We start from the raw sequence: 2586 nt of genomic DNA, 5'->3' as shown, positions 1-2586 counted from the left end.
CTGCAGGGCCGTAGGCACTCAGGACCTGCCACTCACGGAGAAGCGCATGGACATGTGGAAGCAAATCGGCTCACCCATCTTGTTGGGTGCGATGATCGTTCTGCTCCTGCCGCGCGCCAATCACAGGGTCCAGAACAGCCCGGCCGCGGAGTCCGGCGACTGGCGCGCCTTCCTGCTCCCGATCGCTGCCGTGGCAGGTTTCGTCGCCCTGCTCATGTGGCTGGTTTGACGGCTTGCCTGCCTGACGACAAACCGGCTCTGAGCCAGTCGAGGCCTCCCGGGGCACATACGGGAAGCCCGTCGCTGGACGGCCAGCATTGCGCCGCGTCCTTTGACAACCTACGGAGATTCCTTAAGGAAGCTCTGAAATAAGTGGCTGCGCCGCCCGCGGGCGGCGTTGCACGTCGCTCTGCGATGCTCATTTATCCAGTATAAACTGCGCTTCTCGACCGACGCGCGCCTTGCTCCCGGGCATGCTCGCTCACTTCTTCAGAGCTTCCTTAATTCTGGTCAGGGTCTCAGCCGCTCCAAACCGCCCATGTACGGCCGCAGAGCTGTGGGCACCACGACACTGCCATCGGCCTGCTGGCCGTTCTCCAGCACGGCAACCAGGGTCCGCCCGACGGCAAGCCCGGAACCGTTCAGGGTATGTAGCAGCTCCGGCTTGCCGGTCTCGGGATTACGCCAGCGCGCCTTGATCCGGCGCGCCTGGAAATCCTCGAAGTTACTGCACGACGAGATCTCCCGATAGCAATCCTGCGCTGGCAGCCAGACTTCCAGATCGTAGGTCTTGGCCGCGGAGAAGCCGAGGTCGGCGGCGCATAGCGCCATCACGCGGTAGGGCAGCTCGAGCTGCTGCAGGATCGCTTCGGCATGCCCGGTCAAGGCTTCGAGGAGAGCAGGCGAGTCCGCCGGCCGCACCAGCTGCACGAGTTCGACCTTTTCGAACTGGTGCTGGCGGATCATGCCGCGCGTATCCTTGCCATAGGAACCCGCTTCACTGCGAAAACACGGGCTGTGGCAGACATAGCGCGCCGGCAACTCGTCAGCGTCGAGAATGGCATCCTGAGCGAGGTTGGTGACCGGCACTTCGGCCGTCGGGATGAGGAAGAAGCCCTGCACCGGAACCTCGAACAAATCCTCTTTGAACTTGGGCAGCTGCCCGGTACCGCGCATGGTTCTTTCGTTGACCAGAAAGGGAACGTAGACCTCACGGTAGCCGTGCGCCGTGGTGTGGATATCGAGCATGAATTGAGTCAGTGCACGCTGCAGCCGCGCAATCTGCCCGGACAGCACGGCAAACCGCGCAGCGGCTATCCTGGTCCCGGCATCGAAATCCATACCGCCCAGCATTTCACCCAACTCGACGTGATCGCGGACGGGGAAATCGAACTCGCGCGGGCTGCCCCAGCGGCGCAGCTCGACATTGTCCACTTCCCCCGCGCCATCGGGAACGTCTTCCTGCGGCAGGTTGGGCAGGCCCAGCGAGAAACCCTCGAGTTCGCCCTGGATCGTTTCGAGCGCCTCCTGGTTGGCTTTGAGCTTGTCACCGAGTTCGGCCACCGCGCGGCGCTCGGGCTCGATATCCTCGCCGCGCTGCTTGGCTGCACCGATCGCTTTGGAGCGCCGATTGCGCTCCGCCTGCAGCGCCTCTGTCTCGGTTTGCAGTGTCTTGCGCGCCGATTCCAGACGCGCCAGGGTGGCGATGTCGAGGACAAAACCACGGCGTCCGAGTGCAGCGGCGACGTGCGTGGGATCGTTACGCAGGCGTTGCGGGTCGAGCATGTAAAAAACCTCGGCAGGGAATAGGCAGGCAATGGGGGCGCAGTTTACCGCGTGCCGCCGCGGCCGTCAGATGGCGCCGCCGCCCGAGCCCATACCCGTCAGCGGCGGGCCACCGCCGAGATCACAATTGCCGCATCACACTCAAGCCGAGCCAGCAGGCGCCGAGACACAGCCCCACATTGAGCACGACATTCCACAGCGCACGCCCGACGAGGCCGAGTTCGAGCAGATTGAGGGTCTGCAGGGAGAAGGTGGAGAACGTCGTAAAGGCACCGAGCAGGCCGACCACCAGCAAGGCGCGCCATTCCGCGGCCGCGACCACGCGCTCGGACAGGAACACATAGAGCATGCCGATGCCGAGCGAGCCGAGGATATTGACCAGCAAGGTGCCATAGGGGAAGTCGCGACCGAACAGCGTCGCTGCAGCACCAGTGAGCCAGAAACGCAGCAGGGCACCCAAAGCCCCGCCCGCAGCGATCAATATCACTTCGCGCATCAGGTCTCGCTCTCCCCATCGGCGCCGCCGCGCAGTCGCTTGAGCTTCTCGCCGATCTGGATCTCGAGCCCCCGGTTGACTGGTTCGTAGTACACCCGCTCGCCGAGCGCCGTGGGGAAATAGGTCTGTCCTGCGGCGAATCCACCCGCCTCATCGTGATCGTAGCGGTACGCACGCCCGTGGCCCTGCGCTTTGGCGAGGCTGGTCGGGGCATTGCGGATATGCGCCGGCACCGCATCCGAGCCGCGCGCACGGACCTCGGCCATGGCCCGATTGAACGCCTCGTACACGGCATTGCTCTTCGG

General features: G+C 64.3%; 4 protein-coding genes. 1 reads left to right on the top strand and 3 read right to left on the bottom strand.

The window, feature by feature from the left end:
- The coding region (locus tag AC52Q4_RS16175) for a hypothetical protein (RefSeq protein ID WP_495537831.1) at positions 1–229 on the top strand (229 nt) is incomplete at its 5' end.
- A gap of 281 nt (positions 230–510) precedes the next feature.
- On the opposite strand, the gene serS is transcribed toward AC52Q4_RS16175, so the two are convergent.
- From serS to AC52Q4_RS16160, 3 genes are all read right to left on the bottom strand, one after another.
- Positions 511–1785 (bottom strand): serine--tRNA ligase, encoded by a 1275-nt coding sequence (gene serS, locus AC52Q4_RS16170; protein ID WP_495537830.1) that lies wholly within the window; start codon positions 1783–1785, stop codon positions 511–513.
- A gap of 121 nt (positions 1786–1906) precedes the next feature.
- A complete protein-coding gene (gene crcB / locus AC52Q4_RS16165; protein WP_495537829.1) occupies positions 1907–2281 on the bottom strand; it encodes a fluoride efflux transporter CrcB in 375 nt (124 codons plus the stop codon).
- On the bottom strand, positions 2281–2586 hold a 306-nt coding region (locus AC52Q4_RS16160; protein ID WP_495537828.1), incomplete at its 5' end, for an AAA family ATPase. The genes AC52Q4_RS16160 and crcB, both read right to left, overlap by 1 nt.

Source organism: Nitrococcus sp. (assembly GCF_059432795.1).
Note: the sequence above shows the minus strand (reverse complement) of the source record. Positions and strands in the feature narration are given on the sequence as shown.

Coding starts and splice junctions, on each gene's coding strand:
- serS (WP_495537830.1), bottom strand. CDS start 1,785: ATGCTCGACCCGCAACGCCTGCGTAACGATCCCACGCACGTCGCCGCT.
- crcB (WP_495537829.1), bottom strand. CDS start 2,281: ATGCGCGAAGTGATATTGATCGCTGCGGGCGGGGCTTTGGGTGCCCTG.